Source organism: Sinorhizobium chiapasense (assembly GCF_036488675.1).
Lineage (GTDB): Bacteria > Pseudomonadota > Alphaproteobacteria > Rhizobiales > Rhizobiaceae > Sinorhizobium > Sinorhizobium chiapasense.
In genome coordinates this window covers 410210-428752 of sequence record NZ_CP133151.1, presented here as the reverse complement: position 1 = coordinate 428752, position 18543 = coordinate 410210, and the positions used below count along the sequence as shown (strand labels likewise).

Here is an 18543-nt window from a genome sequence, read left to right as displayed (position 1 = left end):
GACATGCGGTTCAAGGGCCTTGACCTAAATCTCCTGGTTGTGCTCGACGCCCTCATGACCGAGCGTAACCTCACGGCGGCGGCCCGCAGCATCAATCTCAGTCAGCCAGCGATGAGCGCGGCCGTCGCCCGGTTACGCACCTATTTCCGTGATGAGCTGTTTACGATGGCTGGCCGCGAATTTATCCCCACGCCGCGTGCGGAACGGCTCGCGCCGGCGGCACGCGAGGCTCTGCTGCGCATTCAGCTCTCGATCATTTCCTGGGAGCCGTTTAACCCGGCTCAGTCAGATCGGCGTTTCAGGATCATCCTTTCCGATTACGTCACATTCGTGTTTTTCGAAAAGATCGTGGAGCGTGCGGCGCTTGAAGCGCCCGCCGTCAGCTTCGAATTTCTTCCCCCCACCGACGACAACGAGGACCTTCTTCGGCGCGGCGACGTCGATCTACTGATTCTGCCGGAAATCTTCATGTCCAACGCTCGTCCTCGAACGAAATTGTTCGACGATGTACACGTGTGCGTCGGTTGTCGCACGAACGAGCAGCTGTCAGAGCCACTTACATTCGAGAGATACATGTCGATGGGGCACGTTGTGGTCAGATTCGGGGATAGCCTGAGGCTAGGCATCGAGGAACGGTATTTGGTCGAGCACGGTCTCAAGAGACGTATCGACGTCGTGGTACAGGGCTACAGCATGATTCCGCCCATGCTGGTGGGGACCGAGCGCATAGGAACCATGCCCTTACGGCTGGCGCAGCATTTTGCAAAAACAATGCCGCTGCGGATCGTCGAGCTCCCGCTGCCACAACACCTTCCGTTCACCGAGGCCGTTCAATGGCCCGCCCTTCACGATAGTGATCCGGCAAGCCTGTGGATGCGCGAGATGTTAGTAGAGGAGGCGTCCAGTATGGTTTCGCCGCTTGCCGCGGCCGAGACCCCCATCGAGCCTGGATCGCCAAGGGATGTTTGTCCGGGTCGCCCCGCGAAGACGAACGCCGCGGCGAGTTCGCGGGCGTGATCCGTCATTGTCTGACCGCATGATCCGCGAGAGCGGTCGCAGATAAAAGGGAGCCGCTCGCGGCGTGCCCATCTCACGCGTGGCGGCTACACTGGCGCTGATGGCGATGCTTGTTGGTGGTGTCGGCTACATTCGGCTTAGGGCCAACGAGCTTGTCTGCGGTGGTGGGACAAGATGCTTACGAAACTGCCGCGCTCGAGCAGCACGGCGGAGGCGATCGTTCAGGCCTTGCTGAGGGGAGTTGTGCGGCCCGGCTGGCGTTTCAGGGGAACGGTTATGCACAACGATTGATTGAAATCGCCTCTACTCATTTACTCCATTTCTTGCGTCTCTGCCCTCGGGGGCCTTTCTGCCGCGGTGCATCGGAAATCAGCATCAAAGCCGTGGATGGGTTGATAGATATCCATCAAATTACATCATGTCTTTGCATCTTTCTCGATGACGATTTATCAGATAGAACCATGACCAAGCGTCCCACAATTGACGATCTCGCACGCGAATCCAGAGTCAGCGTTGCGACAGTCGATCGGGTTTTGAACGCCCGCCATCCGGTACGGGAAGAGACCGCGCGGCGCGTCTACGACGCGGCCCGCGCGCTCGGTTATCCTACGGCTCGCCTCATGGAGCCGCCGAGGCCGCGCCATCTGCCTCACTATCGGCTGGGTTTTATTCTCAGGAAGCCCGCACACCCCTTCTTTGCCGCCTTTGCACGTGAAGTCGAGGCGGCAGTGAATGCCGCACCAGCTTTTCATGGCATTCCGTCCATCGAGTTCGTAACGTCGAATGCACCCGGCGACCTGGTCGTGCTACTCAAAAATTTGGGCGCACGCTGCGATGCGATTGCCATGGTCGCTCCGGACCACCCGACGATCACGGAAGCAGTCGAAGATTTGAAGGTAAAAGGCATCCCGGTCTTCTCTCTGCTTTCCGATTTCGCTGCGGGCGCACGCGCGGGCTATATTGGGCTCAACAACCGGCAGGTTGGGCGGACGGCGGCCTGGATGGTGGCCAAGGCCGCAAAACGGCCGGGCAAAGTGGCGGTCTTCGTTGCGAGTGACCGTTCCCAGGGGCAGGAGCTTCGTGAAATCGGATTTCGTTCGTATTTCCGTGAAAACGCGCGGACGTTCGAGGTGCTCGATACGCTCGTAAGCCCTGAGACACGGCAGCTCACCTATGAGGCCACTCTCGATCTCATTCACCATGAACCCGAGCTCGTCGGATTTTATGTACCTGGTGGCGCGATGGAGGGAGCCATCGCGGCTCTACGCGAGAGGCGCGAAAGCCGAGATCTTGTCGCGATCGTCAATGAGATTACGCCGGACTCACGGGCGGCGCTCGTAGATGGCGTCATCACGATGGCGATCGCCACGCCGTTAGGGCGGCTTTGCCGCGAGCTGACGACGTTGATGGCGCGGGTAATCGAAACCGGAACTGCAGATCCTTCAGGGCAAATCGACCTGCCGTTCGATATCTACTTGCCAGAGAATATTTCATACCCCGACTGAGATCCGCGAGCGCTGAGAATTCTATCATCATGATAGATTAAAGATAGAATCCTATCATTGTCTCAGAGAATTCGTTGACCATACTCCTTCAGGCTGATCTCGTGAGCGTGCTTCTACGACGCGGCGCTCTGACGGAGAAGATTCGGCCGCGCTTCAGAGAGGAACGCCCAAGTTAGGCGTCACTCCCTCCGCTTAACACTCAACTACCGGCGGTGCTTCGCACGGGTAGACTGAAACGGAGAAATATATGCCTGACGCAAAATTGCAGAGCGTGCTTTCATCTCTTTCGCAGCAGGCGAGTGAGCTAAATGCTCTGCCATCCACTTGGCCGGTGCCTGATGCTCGTTGTGTCAAACTCGACACGAATGAGAATCCATTTGCGCTGCCGCCACCCGTGATGCAAAGCGCCGTTGCGGCGCTCGAACGCCAGTATCTCTACCCGCAGGATGATAACATCAGCTTGAGGGAAGCAGCCGCCAATGCTTATGGCCTCTGCAGGGATCAGGTGATTGCCGGCAACGGATCGTCTGAACTGCTAGGGCTCATCTATAAGGCTTTCCTTAGTCCGGGCGACGCCGTGGCGATGGTTTCGCCAGGTTTTTCGTTTAACCGCAAACTCGCCACGTTGCAGGGTGCACAATTTCTTGAGGTCCCGTTGTGCGGAGCTTATTCGCTGCCGACAGAGCAATTGCTTTTCGGCCCCGCCAAAGATGCGAAGTTCATTCTAGTAGCCAATCCGAACAACCCCACCGGAACGTTTGTTCCGGTGGCCGATATCGAAGGCCTCGTAGCACAATCGAACCGGTTGATCGTCCTGGATGAGGCCTACGTCGACTTTGCACCGGATAATGCGCTACGCCTTGTCGATCGCTATTCGAACCTTCTGGTCTTGAGAACGTTCTCGAAAAGCTATGCCGCCGCCGGCATTCGCGTTGGTTTCGGTTTTGGTCATCCCGAGATTATTGGACGGCTGCGCAATCTTCAGAACGTCTTCAACATGAACGTGATCGGCCACGCGGTTGGCATCAGCATCCTTTCCCATCGTGTCGCCTATGAAGAGAACCACAGACATATCAAAAGTGAAAGACAGAGAGTAAGCGTCGCCCTGTCGCAACTTGGTTTCTCTGTGACAACCTCCCACGCCAATTTCTTGCTGGCCCAAGTGCCTTCGGGAAAAGACGGAACTTGGTGGCAAGCATCTCTGAAAAGGCGAAAGTTACTCGTTGCCGCCTTCCCTGAAGATGGTCTGGAAAACTGCATCCGCGTGAGCATCGGTACAAGACCCCAAATGGATGCATTTCTCGCAGCCGTCAGCGACATTTCTGGCTGGCTTCGAAACGACTCCGGTGTGCGTCGCACTGATCTTCAAACTTAGGCAAGCCCACATCCTCGCTTCGTAAAGTGCAACGAAGAACGGGCGTCACCTGTCGCTGGAGCCGCTCAGGAAAACTCCCGCCGGTATAAGCGGTACGAGTTGACGGCGACCGCTTCTAGACCGCGCTGCCGCCGGCGCACTTAGAGGGACAATATCTACTTGAGGAACAAGACCATTCTCGAACCAGAAAGACATCAATGCCAGTGGTCGCTCGGGGTAGCGGCCGAAACTTCTGCGCCAGAGTTGGAGATAATTGAATGAAAAACGCCTCTTCTTCAAAACTCGCCATCGGCATCTTCGATCACCTGGACGAAAATGGCAGCGATATCGCCCGACAATACGCGGATCGCCTGACGTTAGCTGAGACGTGTGATCGCCTCGGTTTCTATGCGTATCATCTCGCAGAGCACCATTTTACCCCTCATGGGAGAAGCCCGGCGCCAAATCTGTTCCTGTCGAGCGTTGCACAGCGGACGCACAATCTTCGTGTCGGCCCGCTCGTAATGCTGCTTAGTCTTTGCCATCCGCTGCGCGCGTTTGAAGAGATCTGCATGTTGGACCAATTGAGCGGCGGCAGGCTCGAGCTGGGTCTCGGGCGCGGCTCCCTCCCGATCGAATTGGGTTACTTCGGAATTGGTGCCGACGCGGCACCGGAACGCTATGCGGAAGCCAGCAAAATACTTATGAATGCGATGAGAGGCGGAACGCTATCCTATCAAGGTCAGTATTTTGAGCTGAACAGCGTTCCGTTGACGCTCAGGCCTCATCAGCGTCCGCATCCGCCGACATGGATCGCTACCAATCGACCCGAGTCCGCAAGCTGGGCGGCTGCGAATGGCGCAAATATTGCGTGCGTCGGGCCGTCCTGGACAGTCCGCAAGATAACTGACGCCTACCGAGCCCATCGAGAGCGCAACATCGACGCAGACGATCATGCGCCGTTTCTGGGTTTGCTCCGCATGGTCGTCGTTGGACGCTCTGAGAAAGAAGCGCGTTCGCTCGCGGTGCCTGCTTACGAACGATGGCTCACGAGCTTCAAGTTCCTCTACGATCTCAATGAAATCCCGACACCACCAAACCTGCCCTTGACCTTCGATGCAGCGATTGAAAGTGAATTGTGTGTAGCGGGAACGGCGACTTCTGTGCGACAAGCTCTTCTTGGTCAGCTCGAAGCGGCAGGCGCCAACTATCTTCTGTGTCAACTCGCATTTGGAAATCTGCCATTAGAGGCTTCGCTCTACACCGCGACAACCATTCGATCCGAAATTATGGATCCAGTCGGCTAGCGATGAAATCCGCCAACTTCCAAGCTCCGGCTATTCGAGAATGCCGCATAGCGTCACGCAAAATCATGGGGTAAACCCATACGGGACGCCTCCTGTACTAACAGCTCACGCATCCAAAGGCTTGCCGGATCACTATTGTGAAGGGCAGGCCATTGGACAGCCTCTGTGAACGTGGGAAGTGGCAGCGGGAGCTCGACGATTCGCAGCGGCATTGTTTTTGCGAAATGCTGTGCCAGCCGCAAGGGCATGGTCCCTATACGGTTGGTCCCCACCAGCATGGGCGGAATCATGCTGAAGCCCTGTACGACAACCTCGACACGTCTCTTGAGACCATGCTCGCGCAAATACCACCCTTCGATGGTGGGTTGTCGGGTATTCCCGAACTTGACGGCAACGTGCCCCATCGACATGTATCTCTCGAATGTAAGTGGCTCTGACAGCTGCTCGTTCGAGTGGCAGCCGACACATACGTGTACCTCGTCGAACAGTTTCGCTTGAGGATGAGCGTTTGACATGAACATTTCCGGCAGAATCAGAAGATCGATGTCGCCGCGCCGGAGAAGGTCCGCATAGTCGTCGGCAAGAGGCAGAAATTCGAAACTGACGGCGGGAGCTTCCCGCGCCGCACGCTCCACGATCCTTTCAAAAAAGACGAGTGTGACGTAATCGGAAAGGATGATCCTGAAACGACGATCCGATTGGGCCGGGTTAAACGGATCCCAGGAAATGATCGAAAGCTGAACGCGCAGCAGGGTCTCGCGCACCGCGGGGGCGAGCTGTTCCGCACGCGGTGTTGGGATCAGTTCGCGGCCATTCATCGTAAAGAGCTCATCGTCGAAATAGGTGCGCAATCGGGCGACGGCCGCGCTCATCGCTGGTTGGCTCAGGTTGATGCTGCGTGCGGCTGCCGTGAGGTTCCGCTCGGCCATTAGAGCGTCGAGCGCGACAAGAAGATTTAGATCAAGGCCCTTGAACCGCATGTCTTCATCTATCTATGGCGTGAATGCGCGCCATCCAAACAATCGATTTTGCCGATTTATCGGCTTTCTGCATTAGAAGGATATCAATCGATAGAAATCAAGGGCACCGACGGCAAATTGCGAGTGGCGCAGGAAGACACTGAAAGTGGTTCGATAGCCATCAGCTCTGGAACACGGTCCATGCGAACTCAACTGGCTAGCGTCGCAATGCTCGCGACCGGGTCCGACTTGTACCAATCGAGCGTGGCTCTCCATAGCGCAGCCTGCTTCAAGACATATGGGCCGACCGGGGAGTTTAGCGCAAAACCATTCGAAAGTAGTCGAAGTTGGGCGGAGCGAGGCCTGAGCTTCGCGCAAACGCCTATGACTCGGGCGGTGTAGCGGCTCATTTGCGCCTGTTGCGCCGTTTCAACAAGGTTGGCGCGGTTGACCTGTTGGTGGCTGAACTCGGCTTGTATGGGGAGCGTCCGGATCTCGAAAGACCCGGAATCAATCACTCAATCGGGGTCATGCTTCCAACACTGCAGGAGCTTGACGTTCCGTTCGCTTTCGGCACGGTCAGGCACGCGCTGCAGCGGCATCTTGAGAGGTTCGGCCGACATAGTCCAGTGACGGTTTTGTCGCGGCTTCGCGTAGGGTCCACGCTGCCAGACGCGCGTCTCGACAAACCGCCCACGCGCACCGAAGATGCACTTGTCATAGGCTGCGGGAGACATTCTTCATAATCGCCGAGTATGCGGCCGACCAGCCGAATCCAGCGAATGGATGGAGGCATGAATTTCGCATGCTTGTTGTGGGCTTACCGCTGATACCCATTTGGCCGAGCTCTGATCAGTTAAAGCGTGAAATTCATTAAGTCGTCTATACCCGCGACTTTCAAACAGATTTTCGTGCCTTTCGGTTTTCTTGGCGTTGATCAGGCCGCCTGATACGCAGCTCGAGCAATCACGCTTCGGCTATTGGGAATTCTGTTATCGGGGACGCGGAGCGTCGGTTGCGTGGCGCCTATGTCATGATTGCGCTCGCGACGATCGCTGTGCCTTTCTTCCTGTCGGGCCGGGGCCTGCGTGAGCTCAGAAATTAACTCTCTCGGGGTGCACTCGCATTTTGCGACAGAATGTTCTCTGGCTTCAGTTCGCCGATTTCGCCGGAGCCGTCAGGCTGCCGTAATCGCCACCACGGCGTTGGTGCCGCCGAAGGCGAAGGCATTGCTGATCGCTGCCCGCACCTTGCGCTGCCGGGGGATGTTGGGCGTCACGTCGAGATCGCAGTCTGGATCCTTCTCTCGATAATTCGCAGTCGGCGGAATGATCCCGTCGCGGAGCGCCATCACACAGGCAATCAGCTCGAGGGCGCCGGACGCCCCCATGCAGTGGGCATGCATCGACTTGGTCGAGGACACCGACAGGGCATCGGCGTGCTTGCCAAAGACGCGGCGGATTGCCTGTGTCTCGAGCCGGTCGTTATATTTGGTGCCTGTGCCGTGCGCGTTGACATAGTCAATGTCCTCAGGAAGGAGCCCGGCATCGGCAAGGCAGGCCTTCATTGCGGCGACCGGGCCTTCGACGGTTGGAGCGACGACATCGGACGCGTCTGCGGACATCCCAGTGCCGGCAAGCTCGGCGAGGATCGGAGCGCCGCGCGCCACGGCGTGCTCATAGGTCTCGAGGACAGCCACGCCCGCACCTTCGCCGAGTACCAGGCCGTTACGGTCGGCCGAGAACGGTCGGCAGGTATCGCGGGCGACAGCGCGCAGCGCTTCCCAAGCCTTCAACACGCCCCAGGCGAGCGGTGCATCGGTGCCGCCAGCCAGCATGACGTCAGCCCTGCCGAGCCTTAGTTGGTCGATCGCTGATATGAAAGCGTGGTTTGACGACGAGCAGGCCGAGGTGACACCGAATACCGGCCCGCGCAGACCATAGACCATGCTGACTTGGCTGGCCGGCGCGCCTGGCATGGCGCGAGGCACCGCGAAGACATTGGTGCGTGATTTCCCGTCGACGAACAGCCCGCGATAGTTCTCTTCCAGCGTCTCCGCACCGAAGATGGCAGTGCCGACAACCGCGCCGATGCGATCGGTGTTGGTTTTGTCCACGATGAGCCCGGATTGCCGCAGTGCCTCGCCGGCAGCAAGAACAGCCAGCAGACTGTAGCGGTCCATCGTCGTCAGGCGCTTGCGGTCGAACTCGACATCGGGCAACTGCTTGACCTCTGCGCCTGTGCGGATTCTCGACTCATGGAAGGGTGTCGTGGTGATCTCGCCGATCGCCGATCGGCCTGCGCGCATCGCCTCCCAGATGGAGGGCGCGCCGACGCCCATGCCGCAGATGCCGCCGAGGCCGGTTATAACGATCCGGGAACGGGCCATGACGAAATGCTAATCCTTAGCTGCAATCAAGGCGCGTGTCGCCTCGATGAGGTCGCCGACGTTCTTGAGGGTGCTCCAAGCCTCTGAAGTGTTCATCTCGATCTCGATGCCGTAAGCGACCTCGAGATCGAACACGATTTCGGTAAGTTCCAGCGAATGGATTTCAAGAGCTCCGAGCTCGGAGTCAATAGTAACTTCCTTGTCGGTCTCCGCATGAGCTTTAATCTTTTCGATGATCTCGGTTGCCAGTTGATCGGCCATTGCCCTCACCCAAATTCAATCGTTCAATTCCTCCGCAACTAAGCTGAGCGGACTAGCTCTATGTCTGCCGTCGTTGCGGACAACTCTGTCTTGTTCAATAGCAACTATTGATCAGTCTTCATTTTGCTTTAGTGGCCAGCCAAGGCCAGGTGGACGCACGCAATCCACAGAGAATCTCGCGTGAGGTCCGGCGTATGAAGGGATGCCCCACCTCACTGAATACTGTGTTGTCTTGTGTTAGCGGTTGCATGTCCTGGCGTAAGTGTCAGCAGTTAACATTAGTCGTGACGGTGCAAATGTTGTTGCACGAGAATTGACGCTTTCATCCATGCAGCTTTCCGCAACATCGGTAAAATCGATTGTTTGGATGCCACACATCCACATGTTGGATGCGCACAGGCATTCTTGGGGTTCTGCAAATTGTCATCTTTCGAAACATTGGACGCCGGATTGAGCGGCGTCTTGAGAGGAACAACGTTACCATATCCACGACGGCTGGTAGCGCGATCCTATACGCGGCGGTGTAGGATCTTTGGTATTCGATCTGGGGACGGCACGCATCGTCAACATATTGAAAATAGGTGCATAACCGCGACGCCCGCGCTGATCGCCGGTTGATGCTGCGCGCCGCCGCGGTGAGGTCAAGCTTGCCCGTCAGAGCGTCCAGCGCGACCAGAAGATTCAGATCAAGACCCTTCACTCATCCATAACGTGGATGTGTGCTATCCAAACAATCGATTTTACGAATTTATCGGCCTACTGCATTAGAAGACCATCACTTGACGGAAATCAAGGTCATTGACGGCACATTTGCGAGTGGCGCAGGAAGGGACCGGGAGTGGTTAGAGAGCCCATCAGCTCTGGAACGGAGTGCCACCAAGGCTTCGAACGTTCCAATTACATGTCATCGGACCGCTGACTGCAGCCTCTGACATTGACCATTCGCCCACAGCTTCGATCGCGTGATCGGGCGCCTCTAGCAAACAGCAAACAACAAGGAGGGCTTTGCATGCGCTGCGAGGTGCGGTGGAGTCTATTTTGGGAAAATGAGTTGCAACTGTCCGACCATATCGAACTCACCGAGTTCTTTCGGAAGGCCTATGGGCCTACTGGGGCGTTCAACGCAAAACCATTCGAGGGTAGCCGAAGTTGGGCCGGAGCCAGGCCCGAGCTCCGCGCAATCGCCTACGATTCCCATGGTATCGCTGCCCATATGGGCTTGTTGCGCCGTTTCATCAAGGTAGGCGAGGTCGATCAATTAGTGGCTGAACTAGGGTTGTACGGGGTCCGTCCGGACCTTGAGGGACTCGGAATCTCCCATTCGATCCATGCCATGCTTCCAGTACTGCAGGAGCTTGGCGTTCCATTCGCTTTCGGCACCGTTAGGCACGCGCTGCGCAAGCATATAGAGCGGTTCGCCCGATACGGTCTCGTGACCGTTTTGTCGGGGATTCACGTGCGCTTCACGCTACCAGAGGCGCGCCTCGACAAGCCGCCCACGCGCACCGAAGATGCACTTGTCATCGTTCTGCCAGTCGGACGGTCGATGTCAGACTGGCCCGCCGGTACGACAATTGATCGCAACGGACCAGAGCTATGACGCGCGTTAATTGCTTTTCCGAAGTGCACAGTGTGTGCACCGACGGTACCGGTCAGCACAGCGTTTATTTGACGTTCGATGACGGGCCTCATCCATATTGCACACCGGAAATCCTCGATGTGCTGGCTGAGCACCGGGTGCCGGCGACATTCTTCGTCATCGGCCAGTACGCGGCCGACCAGCCCAACCTGATCCAACGAATGATTGCCGAAGGGCATGAAGTCGCTAACCACACAATGACTCATCCGGACCTGTCCAAATGCGGACCCGGCGAAATACAGCGTGAAATACTCGAGGCGAACAGAGCCATCACGATGGCGTCCCCGCGAGCCTCGGTGCGGCACATCCGCGCTCCGTATGGGAGCTGGACCGAAGAAGTGCTCACGGCGTCAGCGGACGCTGGACTGAACGCGGTCCACTGGTCGGTAGATCCGCGAGACTGGTCCCGTCCCGGGATCGACGCCATTGTTGATGAAGTGCTCGACTCCGTCCGGCCGGGCGCAATTGTGCTCCTGCACGACGGATGCCCTCCCAGCGAGTTGCAACCCGGCACTGACCGCGGTCTGCGCTACCAGACCATCGTGGCGTTATCCAGCATAATTCCAGCCTTGCAAAGCCGCGGCCTTGTATTCCGCTCGCTTCCTCAAGATCACTGAAGACGAGACTCCCATGAATTTGCTTGACACAACCAGCACTGTCGCCATCTCGCTTTATGCGCTGCTCTCGACTGCCTATAAAAGCATGCAGGCCGTTTACTCTGTGCCGGCATACGATTCGTCGGCGTCTGAGCGCCTGGTCGATTTCGACGAACTACCGAGCGTAGATGTGATCGTCCCCTGTTTCAACGAGGACCCGCGCACGCTTTCGGACTGCTTGGCTTCCATTGCGGACCAGGAATATGCGGGGCAACTGCGGGTCTACGTGGTTGATGACGGTTCTGGAAATCGCGACGTCTTGCGACCTGTGCATGAGACCTACGCGCGCGACCCCAGGTTCAATATCATTCTGCTTCCGCAGAATGTTGGCAAGCGCAAGGCGCAGATCGCCGCGATACGCCGCTCAGGCGGAGATATGGTGTTAAACGTCGACTCAGACACGATACTCGCGTCGGACGTCATCTCGAAGCTTGTACCAAAGATGCAAAATCCAGCGGTCGGGGCGGCCATGGGGCAGTTGACGGCCAGCAACCGAGACGACAGTTGGTTGACCAGGTTGATCGACATGGAGTACTGGCTGGCTTGCAACGAGGAGCGTGCTGCACAGGGTCGCTTCGGTGCCGTTATGTGCTGCTGCGGCCCATGTGCCATGTATCGCCGCTCTGCGCTCGTTATGCTGCTTGACCAGTACGAGTCGCAATATTTTCGCGGTAAGCCGAGCGACTTCGGTGAGGATCGCCATCTCACTATTCTCATGCTGAAGGCAGGCTTTCGAACTGAGTACGTGCCGGACGCCATCGCGGCTACAGTCGTTCCGAACAGACTGAAGCCGTATCTGCGCCAACAACTGCGTTGGGCACGGAGCACGTTCCGGGATACGTTACTGGGGCTTCGCCTACTGCCCGGCCTTGATCGCTTTCTGACGCTGGACGTGGTCGGACAAAATCTCGGGCCGCTGCTTCTTGCGCTATCGGTACTAACGGGCCTCGCACAGGTCGCACTGACAGGCACCGTGCCTTGGTGGACGGTCCTGATGATTGCAGCCATGACCGGGATTCGCTGCAGCATCGTGGCGTTTCGGGCCCGCCAACTTCGATTTCTGGGCTTCTCTCTGCACACATTCATCAACATCTTTCTGTTGCTGCCGTTGAAGGCCTACGCGTTGTGTACGTTGAGCAATAGCGACTGGCTGTCACGCGGCTCTGCCGGCAGCTCGGCCAACAAGGGTGGGAAACAGGCCCCCGTCCAAAGTCCAACCACTGAATCATGCAGCACAGAATTCTCGGGACGTGGGACTCCGCTCCGCAGGCTCAACCTTGCGCGAGATTCTTCGAGACTAGTGACATCTGACGGCATTTGCAGTGACGAGTGATAGCGACTTTACCGAGGTGGACGAGTTGACACAAAATTATCAATTGCTGAATCGGGAACTGGCCGCAGACGATCCGTGGCGGCTCGACGGCAACCCGTTCGAGCAAAAGCGTTACGCGCAAATGCTCCGATTGTCGCTTGCCGAAGGTTCTATCACACATGCGCTCGAAGTCGGGTGCGCTGCCGGCGCATTCACCGAGAAATTGGCGCCTCACTGCCAACGGCTCACCGTGATCGATGTCGTGCCGCAAGCAATTGCTCGAGCGCGTCGACGGATGAAGGAGCCGCCGCACATCAGCTGGACGGTCTCCGATGTTCAACAGTTTTCGACCGATGAGCGGTTCGATCTGATCGTTGTGGCGGAAGTGCTCTACTACGTTGGAGAGATAGCGGATATGCGGGCGGCCGTCCGCAACCTGGTGCGGATGCTTGCGCCAGGTGGGCATCTGGTTTTCGGATCGGCGCGCGATGCCAATTGCCGGCGCTGGGGTCACGTTGCTGGTGCCGAGACCGTCATCGCCATGCTGAACGAAACTTTGATCGAGGTAGAGCGGCTTGAGTGCCGGGGTGAGTCGGTCAACGAAGACTGCTTGCTCGCCCGCTTCCGGAATCCGGTTTCCGGTTCCTTATGAATGAATTGTCGACGTTAGACATTGGAGACACCATGCGCATCTGTGGTATCAAGCTGACCCATGACGGGGCGATCGCGCTTGTCGAGGATGGACGGCTCGTCTTCTGCATTGAGCAGGAGAAGCAGGACAACAATCCGCGATATCAAACCATCGATAATCTCGACGCAATTGTCGCCGCTTTGGCGCAATACGGTCTGAAACCGCGCGATGTTGATCAATTCGTTATCGACGGCTGGGATGGCGAGGACGAGTCGCGATTTCAGGTGCTCAGCGGGGTGGCTCCCTTAACTCTTAAAGGGGCGCCTTATGTCGAACGCTACGCCGACGGCCTTCTCGAATGCTTCGACGGCTCCGGTCTGATTCTCGATGACTGGGCTTTTCCCTATAAGAGCTATCCCCATGTAACGGGCCACGTGGCCTCCGCATACTGCACCAGCCCGTTCGCGAAGGCCGGACAACCCGCATTCTGCCTGGTATGGGACGGCTGCATCTTCCCGCGCCTTTATTATGTGGATGGCCAGGGCGCACGGTTCCTCGAATGCCTCTTCCCGGTGATAGGCCAAGCCTACGCTGCCGCGGGCCATTATTTCGGACCCTATAAGAAGGCGAGCCGGGGAGGCTGGGATTTAGGGGTCGCCGGCAAGCTGATGGCCTATATCGCGCTGGGGTCGGTTGATGAAGACATCGTCGCGGTGTTTCAGGAGCTTTACGAGGAGCGCTTTGCGGCCGATACGGAGCTTGCCAGCCGTTATCGCGCGAACATCAATAACGCCGAGACCTCGCTCGTGGCTGTGCATGATTTCTTCGATGCCAGCGTAGTCCGATTGGAGGCCAAGTCACCCGAAGATGTGCTTGCATCGTTTCATCTCTTCCTCGAGCGCCTCCTCGTCCACGAAATGACGATGGCCTTGCAGCGCCACTCGTTTCCAGGGCCGCGCAATTTGTGTGTAGCCGGCGGCTGCGGTCTGAACATCAAATGGAACAGTGCACTACGCGAGACGGGCCTGTTTGATGACGTCTGGGTCCCGCCTTTCCCGAATGACAGCGGCTCTGCAATCGGTGCGGCTTGCTGCGCAATGGTGGCGCAGCAAGGCTTCGTGCCGCTGGAATGGTCGGTCTACAGCGGCCCGGTCTTGCAAAGCGGGCATGTGCCGGCCGGATGGGAGGCCACGCCTTGCAGCATGCCGGAACTCGCCGCCATCCTCGCCAGCAACAAGCCCGTGGTTTTCCTTTCCGGACGCGCCGAGCTTGGACCCCGGGCTTTGGGAGGCAGAAGCATTCTCGCAGCCGCGACTTCGGCGGAAATGAAGGATTTTCTCAACGAAGTAAAATTTCGCGAACACTTCCGGCCGGTGGCGCCGATATGCCTGGAGGACCGTGCGCCGGATATATTCAGCCCCGGAACGCCCGATCCATACATGTTGTTCGATCACCAGACACGGATGGAATGGCAGGACAAAGTCCCCGCTGTTGTCCACCTTGACGGATCTGCGCGACTGCAAACGATCGCTAGGAGCTCTCAGCACAAAGTCGCCGAACTACTCGTCGAATATGAAAAACTCACGGGCATTCCGCTCCTTTGCAACACAAGTGCCAATTACCATGGACGTGGCTTCTTCCCGGATGCGGCGGCAGCCTGCGAGTGGGGGCGCGTTGAACACGTATGGTGCGACGGCCTGCTGTTGACGAAAACGCAGGCAATTCAGCAAAAGCCAGTCGCCGGCGCCTTCACGGGTAGATGAGCGCATGTCCATGGTAGCAATCGATCTTGCCGGCATAAGCAAGAGATATGGTGACAAGCTCGTGGTTGACGAGCTGTCGTTGAGCGTGGCGTCGGGCGAATGCTTCGGCCTGCTGGGACCGAACGGCGCGGGCAAAAGCACAATTGCCCGTATGGTCCTCGGCATGACATCGCCTGATGCGGGGCAGATTACCGTGCTCGGCGTCCCGGTACCGGCGCGGGCTCGCTTGGCGCGCAGGCGCATCGGCGTAGTCCCCCAATTCGACAACCTCGACCCTGAGTTCACTGTACGCGAGAACCTGCTGGTCTACGGGCGCTACTTCGGCATGAGCACACGCGAGGTCAAAGCGGTTATGCCGTCGCTTCTCGAGTTCGCCCGCCTTGAGAGCAAGGTGGATGCCCGTGTCTCCGAATTGTCCGGCGGCATGAAACGGCGCCTGACGCTGGCGCGTGCGTTGATCAACGACCCGCAGCTGCTTGTAATGGACGAGCCGACCACCGGTCTCGATCCGCATGCTCGCCACCTGATCTGGGAGCGCCTGCGTGCCCTGCTGGCGCGGGGCATGACGATTATCTTGACGACCCACTTCATGGAAGAGGCTGAGCGGTTGTGCGATCGGCTGTGCGTGCTCGAAAGAGGTCGCAACATCGCCGAAGGCCGCCCTCATGCGCTGATCGACGAACTGATCGGGTGCGAGGTCATCGAGATTTACGGCGGCAATCCGCATGAACTGCAATCGCTGATTAGCCCCTACGCCCAACGCATCGAAGTGAGCGGCGAAACACTCTTTTGCTACGCGTCCGATCCGGAGCAGGTGCGCGTGCGGCTGCGCGAGCGCACAGGTTTGCGTGTTCTGCAGCGTCCGCCGAATCTTGAGGATGTGTTTTTGCGGCTGACCGGGCGCGAGATGGAGAAGTGAGCTATGGGTGAAGGTCGTGCCGCGGCTCTGCCCGCCAACGCTTGGAACTGGATCGCCGTATGGCGACGTAACTATCTGGCATGGAAGAAAGTAGCGCTTGCGTCGATTCTCGGGAATTTGGCCGATCCCATAATCTACCTGTTCGGCCTCGGCCTTGGCCTCGGAATTGTCATAGGTCGCGTTGACGGCACGTCGTACGTTGCTTTTTTGGCAGGCGGCATGGTGGCGACAAGCGCGATGACGTCTGCGACATTCGAGACGATTTACGCGGCTTTCGCTCGGATGCATGCTCAACGCACCTGGGAAGCGATTCTCTACACGCAACTTACGCTCGGCGACATTGTTCTCGGTGAGTTGGCTTGGGCAGCCAGCAAGGCATTTCTCGCCGGTACGGGTATTATGATTGTTGCCACCACGCTGGGCTATGCGGCGTGGCCGTCCATCCTTTATGCGCTGCCAGTCATCGTGCTCACTGGCTTGGCCTTCGCGAGCCTGGCGATGGTCGTCACGGCGCTTGCTCCCAGTTACGACTATTTCGTTTTTTACCAGACGCTCGTCCTCACACCCATGCTGTTCCTGTGTGGCGCGGTCTTTCCGATCAATCAGCTGCCCGGCGCCTTTCGGGAGGCTGCGCAATTCTTGCCGTTGGCACATGCAATCGAGCTCATTCGTCCAGCAATGCTTGGCCGCCCGGCGGACAGCATCGGCCTGCATATCGGCGCGCTTTGCATCTACGCAGTCTTGCCGTTCTTCCTGTCGGCGGCACTGTTTCGTCGGCGTCTGATGTCTTGATGCTACTCGCCACCAGACGAGAAGGAGAAACGTGATGCTGTCTCGCGAACTTGGCCGCAGCGGCCTGCAGATAAGCGTGCTCGGCCTGGGCACCATGAGCTGGGGAGAGCAGAACACGGAAGCGGAGGCGCACGCGCAACTGGACGCAGCCCTCGATGCCGGCATAAATTTTGTCGATACTGCAGAGATGTATCCTGTGCCACCCCGTGTCGAGACACATGGACTTACGGAGCGTTATATCGGCAGTTGGATACGCAAGACCGGCCGCAGGCAAGACATCGTGCTCGCAACAAAGGCGGTCGGGCCTGCTCGAGTAGGAAAGGCGAACTTACCTTATGTGCGCGACGGCCAGGTCAGCTATACCCGTGCCAACCTGTTCGAGGCCGTAGACGCAAGCCTCCAAAGGCTCGAGACGGACTATATCGACCTCTTCCAACTGCACTGGCCTGACCGTAGCACCAACGTCTTCCAGCTACTCGACTACCAGTATGAACTCGACGTCGATACGGTTCCTATCCTAGCGACGCTGGAAGCGTTGGACGCTCTGGTCAAGAGCGGTCGCGTTCGTCACATCGGGCTCTGCAACGAAACGCCTTGGGGCCTGGCGCGCTTCCTCCATCACGCGGAAGCGCAAGGGCTGGCCCGCGTGATAAGCACTCAGAATCCGTACAATCTGCTCAACCTGGATTTCGAGTATGGTCTCGCCGAGATGGCTTTGCGCGAACAGGTGGGACTGCTTGCATACTCGCCGCTTGCCATGGGGACGCTGACTGGCAAATACCTGGATGGCCAGCGGCCAACTGGCTCGCGGCTGAACTTGTTCGGGCGGTTCTTCCGCTACAGCAATGAGAGGGCGCAGCATGCGGCGCTCGCATATACGACGCTCTTTCGTGAACATGGCATCGATCCGGTGCACGGCGCGTTGTCGTTCGTCAGGGGCCGGCCATTTGTTGCAAGCACTCTGGTAGGCGCTACCTCGATGCAGCAATTGCAGCACAACATCGCCAGCCTGGAAGTCACCCTGTCACGCGAAATCCTGGATGGAATCCAGTCGATCTATCAGCGCTATGGAACTGCGCCGCCGTAACTCGGGTGTCGGGCTCGTGGTGCAAACTCACGCCGCTGATATCGGTGCCATGACCGTCTTTGTTTCTGCGTAACGAGTCATGGGGCGAGACATGCGAACTCGCGCCGATATTAAGCGACCGCAGATTCTTGCACTGGGGCACCCCCCCAATCCTACGTGAACTATTTTCAGTCGGGAACACATGCAATGATCCACTCCCAGCCAGCGCCTGCGCCATTTGTGATCCTTGGGATGCCAAGGACTGGAACCCACTACCTCGAAGAGTTGCTGAACGAGCACCCGAACGTGTTGAGCAATGGTGAGTTACTCAACAGGTATGATGCCAATTGGCCCGATAAGGACCGCCTAATGCGCAGCGATCGCGAGCTCCTCGAGCTCGCATATTTGCGCTTCCCGGCACGGAGCGACAAGAAGGTCACGCATGTTGGATGCAAGATCAACGAACCTCAGTTTCATGAACGTCCAGGCTTTTTTGACGAACTGGCGCGTTGGCCGGGGCTCAAGGTCATCCTCTTGTCTCGCAGAAACACATTGGAGTCGCTGCGCTCGTTGGTGCAGGCAAGGCAAAGCCGCCAGTGGCTCAAATTCAGCTCGGATGACGATACGGCTCCGCCGCCACGCGTAAAATTGCCGATCGCCTCCTGCGAGGACTACTTCAAGGCCGCTGACGATTTCCACACGCGAGTCGAGCATTCCTACGCTTCGACCAGCTTGCTTGAGATCGAGTACGAGAGGCTTCTTCTTGAACCCGCGGCATGCTTGGAAACGACTTGGCGATTTTTGGGCGTTCAGCCGCTGCAACTTTCTGGCCGCGCTACTCTTCAGCGCCTGGAAAAGCGGCCGCTGGAGGAAACGGTAGAGAATTTCGAAGAGTTGCGGCGTCACTTCGCAGGCGGACCTTACGCGAGATTCTTCGAGCTTGATGACGCTATAGTCCCGCAGGGATAAGTGA

At 57.9% G+C, this 18543-nt stretch carries 16 protein-coding genes and 2 pseudogenes; 14 read left to right on the top strand and 4 right to left on the bottom strand.

Annotation, left to right across the window (positions count from 1 at the left end):
• The first annotated feature begins 3 nt into the window (after positions 1-3).
• From nodD2 (RB548_RS24705) to RB548_RS24690, 4 genes are all read left to right on the top strand, one after another.
• Positions 4-1017: a transcriptional regulator NodD2 gene (gene nodD2 / locus RB548_RS24705; RefSeq protein WP_331375584.1), complete on the top strand. Its 1014-nt coding sequence runs from the start codon at positions 4-6 to the stop codon at positions 1015-1017.
• 461 nt (positions 1018-1478) lie between these two features.
• The gene (locus RB548_RS24700) at positions 1479-2522 is read left to right on the top strand and encodes a LacI family DNA-binding transcriptional regulator (RefSeq protein ID WP_331375768.1); all 1044 of its coding nucleotides are present in this window, start codon (positions 1479-1481) and stop codon (positions 2520-2522) included.
• A 247-nt stretch (positions 2523-2769) separates the two neighbouring features.
• A complete protein-coding gene (gene hisC / locus RB548_RS24695; RefSeq protein ID WP_331375583.1) occupies positions 2770-3897 on the top strand; it encodes a histidinol-phosphate transaminase in 1128 nt (375 codons plus the stop codon).
• Between the two features lie 257 nt (positions 3898-4154).
• The gene (locus tag RB548_RS24690; RefSeq protein ID WP_331375582.1) at positions 4155-5183 is read left to right on the top strand and encodes an LLM class flavin-dependent oxidoreductase; all 1029 of its coding nucleotides are present in this window, start codon (positions 4155-4157) and stop codon (positions 5181-5183) included.
• 53 nt (positions 5184-5236) lie between these two features.
• Here RB548_RS24690 and nodD2 (RB548_RS24685) read toward each other — a convergent pair whose 3' ends face one another.
• The gene (nodD2, locus tag RB548_RS24685; RefSeq protein WP_331375581.1) at positions 5237-6163 is read right to left on the bottom strand and encodes a transcriptional regulator NodD2; all 927 of its coding nucleotides are present in this window, start codon (positions 6161-6163) and stop codon (positions 5237-5239) included.
• A 207-nt stretch (positions 6164-6370) separates the two neighbouring features.
• Here nodD2 (RB548_RS24685) and RB548_RS24680 point away from each other — a divergent pair.
• Positions 6371-6864: pseudogene (locus RB548_RS24680) on the top strand (NodA family N-acyltransferase); the annotation flags it as partial.
• A gap of 455 nt (positions 6865-7319) precedes the next feature.
• Here the strand turns inward: RB548_RS24680 and RB548_RS24675 are convergent.
• The 3 genes and pseudogenes from RB548_RS24675 to RB548_RS32300 form a co-directional block, all read right to left on the bottom strand.
• Positions 7320-8531: a beta-ketoacyl-[acyl-carrier-protein] synthase family protein gene (locus RB548_RS24675; RefSeq protein ID WP_331375580.1), complete on the bottom strand. Its 1212-nt coding sequence runs from the start codon at positions 8529-8531 to the stop codon at positions 7320-7322.
• 9 nt (positions 8532-8540) lie between these two features.
• A complete protein-coding gene (locus RB548_RS24670) occupies positions 8541-8792 on the bottom strand; it encodes an acyl carrier protein (protein ID WP_331375579.1) in 252 nt (83 codons plus the stop codon).
• A gap of 574 nt (positions 8793-9366) precedes the next feature.
• Positions 9367-9492: pseudogene (locus tag RB548_RS32300) on the bottom strand (LysR family transcriptional regulator); the annotation flags it as partial.
• Positions 9493-9801: 309 nt separating this feature from the next.
• On the opposite strand from RB548_RS32300, the gene RB548_RS24665 reads away from it, so the two are divergent.
• From RB548_RS24665 to RB548_RS24625, 9 genes are all read left to right on the top strand, one after another.
• On the top strand, positions 9802-10392 hold the full coding sequence (locus RB548_RS24665) for a NodA family N-acyltransferase (protein ID WP_331375578.1): 591 nt from the start codon (positions 9802-9804) through the stop codon (positions 10390-10392).
• Positions 10389-11048 (top strand): chitooligosaccharide deacetylase NodB, encoded by a 660-nt coding sequence (gene nodB, locus RB548_RS24660; protein WP_331375577.1) that lies wholly within the window; start codon positions 10389-10391, stop codon positions 11046-11048. Before RB548_RS24665 ends, nodB begins: the two co-directional genes overlap by 4 nt.
• A gap of 13 nt (positions 11049-11061) precedes the next feature.
• Positions 11062-12420 (top strand): chitooligosaccharide synthase NodC, encoded by a 1359-nt coding sequence (gene nodC, locus RB548_RS24655; protein ID WP_331375576.1) that lies wholly within the window; start codon positions 11062-11064, stop codon positions 12418-12420.
• Positions 12421-12436: 16 nt separating this feature from the next.
• Positions 12437-13051 (top strand): nodulation methyltransferase NodS, encoded by a 615-nt coding sequence (gene nodS / locus RB548_RS24650; RefSeq protein ID WP_331375575.1) that lies wholly within the window; start codon positions 12437-12439, stop codon positions 13049-13051.
• 32 nt (positions 13052-13083) lie between these two features.
• The gene (gene nodU, locus RB548_RS24645; RefSeq protein WP_331375574.1) at positions 13084-14793 is read left to right on the top strand and encodes a nodulation protein NodU; all 1710 of its coding nucleotides are present in this window, start codon (positions 13084-13086) and stop codon (positions 14791-14793) included.
• 4 nt (positions 14794-14797) lie between these two features.
• Complete coding sequence (nodI, locus tag RB548_RS24640; RefSeq protein ID WP_331375573.1) at positions 14798-15712, top strand: nodulation factor ABC transporter ATP-binding protein NodI; 915 nt, start codon at positions 14798-14800, stop codon at positions 15710-15712.
• A 3-nt stretch (positions 15713-15715) separates the two neighbouring features.
• Positions 15716-16504 (top strand): ABC transporter permease, encoded by a 789-nt coding sequence (locus RB548_RS24635; RefSeq protein WP_331375572.1) that lies wholly within the window; start codon positions 15716-15718, stop codon positions 16502-16504.
• A gap of 34 nt (positions 16505-16538) precedes the next feature.
• Positions 16539-17591 (top strand): NADP(H)-dependent aldo-keto reductase, encoded by a 1053-nt coding sequence (locus RB548_RS24630; protein ID WP_331375571.1) that lies wholly within the window; start codon positions 16539-16541, stop codon positions 17589-17591.
• A 186-nt stretch (positions 17592-17777) separates the two neighbouring features.
• Positions 17778-18539: a sulfotransferase gene (locus tag RB548_RS24625; protein WP_331375570.1), complete on the top strand. Its 762-nt coding sequence runs from the start codon at positions 17778-17780 to the stop codon at positions 18537-18539.
• Positions 18540-18543: the final 4 nt, after the last annotated feature.

Bases quoted from the DNA above. Each gene is read 5' to 3' on its own strand.
- RB548_RS24690 (WP_331375582.1), top strand. From the start codon at position 4,155: ATGAAAAACGCCTCTTCTTCAAAACTCGCCATCGGCATCTTCGATCAC.
- RB548_RS24675 (WP_331375580.1), bottom strand. From the start codon at position 8,531: ATGGCCCGTTCCCGGATCGTTATAACCGGCCTCGGCGGCATCTGCGGC.
- RB548_RS24700 (WP_331375768.1), top strand. From the start codon at position 1,479: ATGACCAAGCGTCCCACAATTGACGATCTCGCACGCGAATCCAGAGTC.
- nodC (WP_331375576.1), top strand. From the start codon at position 11,062: ATGAATTTGCTTGACACAACCAGCACTGTCGCCATCTCGCTTTATGCG.
- hisC (WP_331375583.1), top strand. From the start codon at position 2,770: ATGCCTGACGCAAAATTGCAGAGCGTGCTTTCATCTCTTTCGCAGCAG.
- RB548_RS24630 (WP_331375571.1), top strand. From the start codon at position 16,539: ATGCTGTCTCGCGAACTTGGCCGCAGCGGCCTGCAGATAAGCGTGCTC.
- nodB (WP_331375577.1), top strand. From the start codon at position 10,389: ATGACGCGCGTTAATTGCTTTTCCGAAGTGCACAGTGTGTGCACCGAC.
- nodU (WP_331375574.1), top strand. From the start codon at position 13,084: ATGCGCATCTGTGGTATCAAGCTGACCCATGACGGGGCGATCGCGCTT.
- RB548_RS24665 (WP_331375578.1), top strand. From the start codon at position 9,802: ATGCGCTGCGAGGTGCGGTGGAGTCTATTTTGGGAAAATGAGTTGCAA.
- RB548_RS24625 (WP_331375570.1), top strand. From the start codon at position 17,778: ATGATCCACTCCCAGCCAGCGCCTGCGCCATTTGTGATCCTTGGGATG.
- RB548_RS24670 (WP_331375579.1), bottom strand. From the start codon at position 8,792: ATGGCCGATCAACTGGCAACCGAGATCATCGAAAAGATTAAAGCTCAT.
- RB548_RS24635 (WP_331375572.1), top strand. From the start codon at position 15,716: ATGGGTGAAGGTCGTGCCGCGGCTCTGCCCGCCAACGCTTGGAACTGG.
- nodD2 (WP_331375581.1), bottom strand. From the start codon at position 6,163: ATGCGGTTCAAGGGCCTTGATCTAAATCTTCTTGTCGCGCTCGACGCT.
- nodI (WP_331375573.1), top strand. From the start codon at position 14,798: ATGTCCATGGTAGCAATCGATCTTGCCGGCATAAGCAAGAGATATGGT.
- nodD2 (WP_331375584.1), top strand. From the start codon at position 4: ATGCGGTTCAAGGGCCTTGACCTAAATCTCCTGGTTGTGCTCGACGCC.